The organism is Streptococcus sp. k-378 (assembly GCF_013277505.1).
GTDB lineage: Bacteria > Bacillota > Bacilli > Lactobacillales > Streptococcaceae > Streptococcus > Streptococcus pseudopneumoniae.
In genome coordinates, this window is the sequence record NZ_VMNC01000035.1 from 69,551 (window position 1) to 76,728 (window position 7,178).

The following is a 7,178-nucleotide window of genomic DNA, read 5'->3' on the forward strand; positions in this document are numbered from 1 at the left end:
TTTGATATTTAGAAGTGTTTTTTGCTTTGCTTCTTTTGTTTCGATTAACGCATGGTTACAAATTCTTCAGATGCAGTTGGGTGAATCGCCACAGTTGCATCAAAGTCAGCCTTGGTTGCTCCCATTTTGATAGCAACAGCAAATCCTTGAATCATTTCATCAACGCCGTAGCCAATTCCATGAAGTCCGACAACTTTTTCTTCTGAAGCAGCTGTTATGAGTTTGAAACGGGATTCTTGACGGTTGCTGGTGCAAGCAGAGTACATAGAAGTAAAACTTGATTTGTAAACCTTGATTTGGTTTTGACCGTATTCTTTAATAGCTTGCTCTTCTGTCAAGCCAACAGTTCCGATAGCAGGGTGTGAAAAGACAACGGTTGGAATAGTTGAGTAATCCATTTTAGCAGTTGTTTTTCCGTTAAAGAGACGTTCAGATAAAGTACGTCCAGCCTTGATAGCAACTGGAGTCAGTTCTTTTTCACCTGTTACATCACCTAGAGCATAGATTCCCTCAACAACAGTATTTTGGTATTCATCCACTTGGATAAAGCCACGTTCGTTCAGAGTCACTCCAGCTTTTTCAAGTTGCAAGCCCTTAACGTTTGGACGGCGGCCTGTAGCCCAGATAACTTGGCTAGCTGTGTGACTAGTACCATCTTCGAAATGAATGGTAATGCCGTCAGTAGTTTTTTCTAACTTGACAGGGACTTTGTGAGTGTGAAGTGGTAAGTTTGTTCTTTCCATTTCCTTGACCAAACCTTCAACGATGTAGGAATCAAAACCACGTAAAGGACGATCGCGGCGAACAAAGAGATCTGTCTTGACACCAAAAGTGTGGAGTACGCCAGCTAATTCAACGGCGATATAACCAGCGCCTAGAATGGCAACTGACTCTGGAAGTTCTTCCCAGGCAAATACATCATCAGAAGAGCCACCTAGCTCAGCACCAGGAATATTAGGAATACTTGGATGGGCACCTGTAGCAATCACGATATGTTTAGCACGAATCAGTTCACCATTTACGCTGACAGTATGAGAATCTACAAATTCAGCATGACCTTCGATCAGCTCTACGCCGTTGCGTTTAAAACTGCCATCATAAGAAGAACGAGCGCGATCGATGTAAGCTTCACGATTGCGACGTAGGGTAGCAAAGTCAAAGTTAGGATCAGTAGTCTTAAAGCCGTAGTCTTCTCCAAATTGATGGAAAGTCTCAGCGATTTGCGCCCCGTACCACATGATTTTTTTAGGAACGCAGCCGACATTGACACAGGTTCCACCTAGTTTCTTTTCTTCAATAACGGCCGCTTTGGCTCCATGTTCACCAGCACGGTTCATGGTGGCAATTCCTCCGCTACCTCCACCGATAGCGATGATATCGTATTCTCTCATTGAAAACTCCTTTGTACTCTTTTAAATAGTCGAGTGTCATTTTTTGATAGTCATATTCTATCTTTTTTTTGATTTGATTGCAAAAATCTGCTACGCACAAAAAATTGCAAAAAAGCTTGCCAAATAAGTCAAGATAGTGTATCATATAACTAGTACAATAGAAAAGGAGGATTTCCGAACGATTGTTTAATCCTGAACTGTCATTATTTCCATCTGAACTGCATTGTTTGCTGGAGGGAAATTTGGTATAATAGCAAAGTATTGTAAAAAAGAAAAGGAGTTTCATTATGAAGAAAAAGAATGGTAAAGCTAAAAAGTGGCAACTGTATGCATCCATCGGTGCTGCGAGTGTAGTTGTATTGGGTGCCGGGGGGATTTTACTCTTTAGACAACCCTCGCAAACCGCTGTAAAAGATGAACCTACTCATCTTGTTGTTGCCAAGGAAGGAAGCGTGGCATCCTCTGTTTTATTATCAGGAACAGTAACGGCAAAAAATGAACAATACGTTTATTTTGATGCTAGCAAGGGAGATTTAGACGAAATCCTTGTTTCTGTGGGGGATAAGGTCAGCGAAGGGCAGGCTTTAGTCAAGTACAGTAGTTCAGAAGCCCAGGCGGCCTATGATTCAGCGAGTCGAGCAGTTGCGAAGGCAGACCGTCATATCAACGAACTCAACCAAGCACGAAATGAAGCTGCTTCAGCTCCCCAGTTACCTGCACCAGCAGGAGGAGAAGATGTAACGGTGCAAAGTCCAACTCCAGTTGCTGGAAATTCTCTTGCTTCTATTGACGCTCAATTGGGTGATGCCCGTGATGCGCGTGCAGATGCTGCAGCGCAATTAAGCAAGGCTCAAAGTCAATTGGATGCAACAACTGTTCTCAGTACCCTAGAGGGAACTGTAGTCGAAGTCAATAGCAATGTTTCTAAATCTCCAACAGGGGCGAGTCAAGTTATGGTTCATATTGTCAGCAATGAAAATTTACAAGTCAAGGGAGAATTGTCTGAGTACAATCTAGCCAACCTTTCTGTAGGTCAAGAAGTAAGCTTTACTTCTAAAGTATATCCTGATAAAAAATGGACTGGGAAATTAAGCTATATTTCTGACTATCCTAAAAACAATGGTGAAGCAGCTAGTCCAGCAGCTGGGGCTAATACAGGTTCTAAATACCCTTATACTATTGATGTGACAGGCGAAGTTGGTGATTTGAAACAAGGTTTTTCTGTCAACATTGAGGTTAAAAGCAAAACCAAGGCTATTCTTGTTCCTGTCAGCAGTCTAGTAATGGATGATAGTAAAAATTATGTCTGGATTGTGGATGAACAACAAAAGGCTAAAAAAGTTGAGGTTTCATTGGGAAATGCTGACGCAGAAAATCAAGAAATCACTTCTGGTTTGACAAATGGCGCTAAGGTCATCAGTAATCCAACATCTTCCTTGGAAGAAGGAAAAGAGGTGAAGGCTGATGAAGCAACTAATTAGTCTAAAAAATATCTGCAGAAGCTATCGCAATGGTGACCAAGAACTGCAGGTTCTCAAAAACATCAATCTAGAAGTGAATGAGGGTGAATTTGTTGCCATCATGGGACCATCTGGTTCTGGGAAGTCCACTCTGATGAATACGATTGGCATGTTGGATACACCAACCAGTGGAGAGTATTATCTTGAAGGCCAAGAAGTGGCTGGACTGGGTGAAAAACAATTAGCCAAGGTTCGTAACCAACAAATCGGTTTTGTCTTTCAGCAGTTCTTTCTTCTATCGAAGCTCAATGCTCTGCAAAATGTAGAATTGCCCTTGATTTACGCAGGAGTTTCGTCTTCAAAACGGCGCAAGTTGGCTGAGGAGTATTTAGACAAGGTTGAATTGACAGAACGTAGTCACCATTTGCCTTCGGAATTATCTGGTGGTCAAAAGCAACGTGTGGCTATTGCTCGTGCCTTGGTAAACAATCCTTCTATTATCCTAGCGGACGAACCGACAGGAGCCTTGGATACCAAAACAGGGAATCAAATTATGCAACTATTGGTTGACTTGAACAAAGAAGGAAAAACCATTATCATGGTAACGCATGAGCCTGAGATTGCTGCCTATGCTAAACGTCAGATTATCATTCGAGATGGAGTCATTTCATCTGACAGTGCTCAGTTAGGAAAGGAGGAAAACTAAGATGCAGAATCTGAAATTTGCCTTTTCATCTATCATGGCTCACAAGATGCGTTCTTTGCTTACCATGATTGGGATTATTATCGGTGTTTCATCAGTTGTTGTGATTATGGCTTTGGGAGATTCCCTATCTCGTCAAGTTAATAAAGATATGACCAAATCTCAGAAAAATATTAGCGTCTTCTTCTCTCCTAAAAAAAGTAAAGATGGGTCTTTTACTCAGAAACAATCAGCTTTTACGGTTTCTGGAAAGGAAGAGGAAATTCCTGTTGAACCGCCAAAACCGCAAGAATCCTGGGTCCAAGAGGCAGCCAAACTCAAGGGAGTGGATAGTTACTATGTAACCAATTCAACGAATGCCATCTTGACCTATCAAGATAAAAAGGTTGAGAATGCTAATTTGACAGGTGGAAACAGAACTTACATGGACGCTGTTAAGAATGAAATTATTGCAGGTCGTAGTCTGAGAGAGCAAGATTTCAAAGAGTTTGCAAGTGTCATTTTGCTAGATGAGGAATTGTCCATTAGTTTATTTGAATCTCCTCAAGAGGCTATTAACAAGGTTGTAGAAGTCAATGGATTTAGTTACCGGGTCATTGGGGTTTATACTAGTTCGGAGGCTAAAAGGTCAAAAATATATGGGTTTGGTGGCTTGCCTATTACTACCAATATCTCCCTTGCTGCGAATTTTAATGTAGATGAAATAGCTAGTATTGTTTTTCGAGTGAATGATACCAGTTTAACCCCAACTCTGGGTCCAGAACTGGCACGAAAAATGACAGAGCTTGCAGGCTTACAACAGGGAGAATACCAGGTGGCAGATGAGTCCGTTGTATTTGCAGAAATTCAACAATCGTTTAGTTTTATGACGACGATTATTAGTTCCATCGCAGGGATTTCTCTCTTTGTTGGAGGAACTGGTGTCATGAACATCATGCTGGTTTCGGTGACAGAGCGCACTCGTGAGATTGGTCTTCGTAAGGCTTTGGGCGCAACACGTGCCAATATTTTAATTCAGTTTTTGATTGAATCCATGATTTTGACCTTGTTAGGTGGCTTAATTGGCTTGACAATTGCAAGTGGTTTAACTGCCTTAGCAGGTTTGTTACTGCAAGGTTTAATAGAAGGTATAGAAGTTGGAGTATCAATCCCAGTTGCCCTATTTAGTCTTGCAGTTTCGGCTAGTGTGGGTATGATTTTTGGGGTCTTGCCAGCCAACAAGGCATCGAAACTTGATCCAATTGAAGCCCTTCGTTATGAATAAGATCAACAAGATGGACACTCGTCTATCTTGTTTTTGTATGGATTTCCCTATCGAAAATCCTTAAAAATGTGATATAATGAAGTGTTAGAAAAACAGGTTTCATTTGCCTGGAAAGGAAAAATTATGTCTGAAAAGAATTTTTATATTACAACGCCGATTTACTATCCATCTGGAAAACTGCATATCGGATCTGCCTATACAACCATCGCCTGTGATGTTTTAGCACGTTACAAACGCCTGATGGGTTACGATGTTTTTTATTTGACAGGTCTTGATGAGCATGGTCAGAAAATCCAGCAGAAAGCTGAAGAAGCTGGCATCACACCTCAAGCTTATGTTGATGGGATGGCAGTTGGAGTCAAAGAACTCTGGCAATTACTAGATATCTCATACGATAAATTCATCCGTACAACGGATGACTACCATGAAAAAGTTGTCGCACAGGTCTTTGAGCGCTTGCTTGCTCAAGATGATATTTACTTGGGTGAATACTCTGGTTGGTATTCAGTTTCAGATGAGGAATTCTTTACAGAAAGCCAGCTTGCGGAAGTATTTCGTGATGAAGCTGGAAATGTGACTGGCGGTATTGCTCCATCAGGTCACGAGGTTGAATGGGTATCCGAAGAATCATACTTCCTTCGCCTCAGCAAATACCAAGACCGTTTGGTAGACTTTTTCAAGTCCCATCCTGAATTTATCACTCCAGATGGTCGTCTGAATGAAATGCTTCGCAACTTTATTGAGCCAGGTTTAGAGGATTTGGCAGTTTCTCGTACAACCTTTACATGGGGTGTGCCAGTCCCATCAAATCCTAAGCACGTTGTCTATGTTTGGATTGATGCCCTTCTTAACTATGCGACAGCTCTTGGCTACGGTCAAGACGAACATAGTAACTTTGACAAGTTCTGGAATGGAACAGTCTTCCACATGGTAGGAAAAGACATCCTTCGTTTCCACTCCATCTACTGGCCAATCCTTCTTATGATGTTGGATGTTAAATTACCTGATCGTTTGATTGCCCATGGTTGGTTTGTCATGAAAGATGGTAAAATGTCTAAATCTAAAGGGAATGTCGTTTACCCTGAAATGTTGGTAGAGCGTTATGGACTAGATCCACTTCGTTACTACCTCATGCGTAGCCTTCCAGTTGGTTCAGACGGAACCTTCACTCCTGAAGACTATGTAGGCCGTATCAACTACGAATTGGCTAATGACCTTGGCAACCTCCTCAACCGTACTGTTTCCATGATTAACAAGTATTTTGATGGACAAATCCCTGCCTATGTAGAGGGTGTAACAGAGTTTGATAATGCTCTTGCTGAGGTTGCAGAACAATCAATCGCAGACTACCATACACACATGGAAGCAGTTGACTATCCACGTGCGCTTGAAGCAGTCTGGACTTTGATCTCTCGTACCAATAAATACATCGATGAGACCGCACCATGGGTCTTGGCCAAGGATGAAGCTCTTCGTGACCAATTGGCAAGTGTTATGAGCCACTTGGCAGCCAGCCTTCGTGTCGTCGCTCACTTGATTGAACCATTTATGATGGAAACTAGTCGTGCGGTTATGACTCAACTTGGCTTAGCAGAAGTTTCTAGTCTTGAAAACTTGATTTTGGCTGCTTTCCCTGAGGGTGTAACAGTAGTTGCCAAAGGAACACCAATCTTCCCACGCCTGGATATGGAAGAAGAAATCGCCTATATCAAGGAACAAATGGAAGGCAACAAGCCAGCTGTCGAAAAAGAATGGAATCCAGACGAAGTCGAACTCAAACTAAACAAGGATGAAATCAAGTTTGAAGACTTTGACAAGGTTGAAATTCGTGTCGCAGAAGTCAAAGAAGTGTCTAAAGTAGAAGGTTCTGATAAGTTGCTTCAATTCCGCCTAGATGCAGGTGATGGTGAAGATCGTCAAATCCTCTCAGGAATTGCAAAATACTATCCAAACGAACAAGAATTGGTCGGCAAGAAAGTTCAAATCGTTGCTAACCTCAAACCACGTAAGATGATGAAAAAATATGTCAGTCAAGGGATGATTCTCTCAGCTGAACATGATGGACAATTAACCCTTCTTACAGTTGATCCAGCTGTACCAAATGGAAGTGTGATTGGGTAAAAGTAGACAGGACTAGTTCAGACTAGTTCTGTTTTTTTATTTATACTCAATGAAAATCAAAGAGCAAACTAGGAAGCTAGCCGCAGGTTGCTCAAAACCAGTTTTGAGGTTGTAGATAGAACTGACGAAGTCAGCTCAAAACATGTTTTTGAGGTTGTAGATGAAACTGACGAAGTCAGTAACCATACCTACGGTAAGGCGACGCTGACGTGGTTTGAAGAGATTTTCGAAGAGTATTA

Annotated in this window: 5 protein-coding genes; 4 read left to right on the top strand and 1 reads right to left on the bottom strand. The window is 41.7% G+C overall.

Annotated features, from left to right (window positions below; genetic code table 11):
* Positions 1 to 44: 44 nt before the first annotated feature.
* Positions 45 to 1,391, bottom strand: coding sequence for a glutathione-disulfide reductase (gor, locus tag HT719_RS04575; protein ID WP_172928385.1), 1,347 nt, complete (start codon positions 1,389 to 1,391; stop codon positions 45 to 47).
* Positions 1,392 to 1,678: 287 nt separating this feature from the next.
* On the opposite strand from gor, the gene HT719_RS04580 reads away from it, so the two are divergent.
* The 4 genes from HT719_RS04580 (at position 1,679) to metG (ending at position 6,939) form a co-directional block, all read left to right on the top strand.
* On the top strand, positions 1,679 to 2,872 hold the full coding sequence (locus HT719_RS04580) for an efflux RND transporter periplasmic adaptor subunit (RefSeq protein WP_172928386.1): 1,194 nt from the start codon (positions 1,679 to 1,681) through the stop codon (positions 2,870 to 2,872).
* Positions 2,856 to 3,557: an ABC transporter ATP-binding protein gene (locus HT719_RS04585; RefSeq protein ID WP_000811473.1), complete on the top strand. Its 702-nt coding sequence runs from the start codon at positions 2,856 to 2,858 to the stop codon at positions 3,555 to 3,557. The genes HT719_RS04580 and HT719_RS04585 overlap by 17 nt, the downstream gene beginning before the upstream one ends.
* A gap of 1 nt (position 3,558) precedes the next feature.
* Positions 3,559 to 4,818 (top strand): ABC transporter permease, encoded by a 1,260-nt coding sequence (locus HT719_RS04590; RefSeq protein WP_172928387.1) that lies wholly within the window; start codon positions 3,559 to 3,561, stop codon positions 4,816 to 4,818.
* Positions 4,819 to 4,941: 123 nt separating this feature from the next.
* Complete coding sequence (metG, locus tag HT719_RS04595) at positions 4,942 to 6,939, top strand: methionine--tRNA ligase (protein WP_172928388.1); 1,998 nt, start codon at positions 4,942 to 4,944, stop codon at positions 6,937 to 6,939.
* Positions 6,940 to 7,178 lie beyond the last annotated feature (239 nt).

What these genes read in the sequence shown, in the direction of transcription:
- metG (WP_172928388.1), top strand. Translation starts at nt 4,942, where the DNA reads ATGTCTGAAAAGAATTTTTATATTACAACGCCGATTTACTATCCATCT.
- HT719_RS04580 (WP_172928386.1), top strand. Translation starts at nt 1,679, where the DNA reads ATGAAGAAAAAGAATGGTAAAGCTAAAAAGTGGCAACTGTATGCATCC.
- HT719_RS04585 (WP_000811473.1), top strand. Translation starts at nt 2,856, where the DNA reads ATGAAGCAACTAATTAGTCTAAAAAATATCTGCAGAAGCTATCGCAAT.
- HT719_RS04590 (WP_172928387.1), top strand. Translation starts at nt 3,559, where the DNA reads ATGCAGAATCTGAAATTTGCCTTTTCATCTATCATGGCTCACAAGATG.
- gor (WP_172928385.1), bottom strand. Translation starts at nt 1,391, where the DNA reads ATGAGAGAATACGATATCATCGCTATCGGTGGAGGTAGCGGAGGAATT.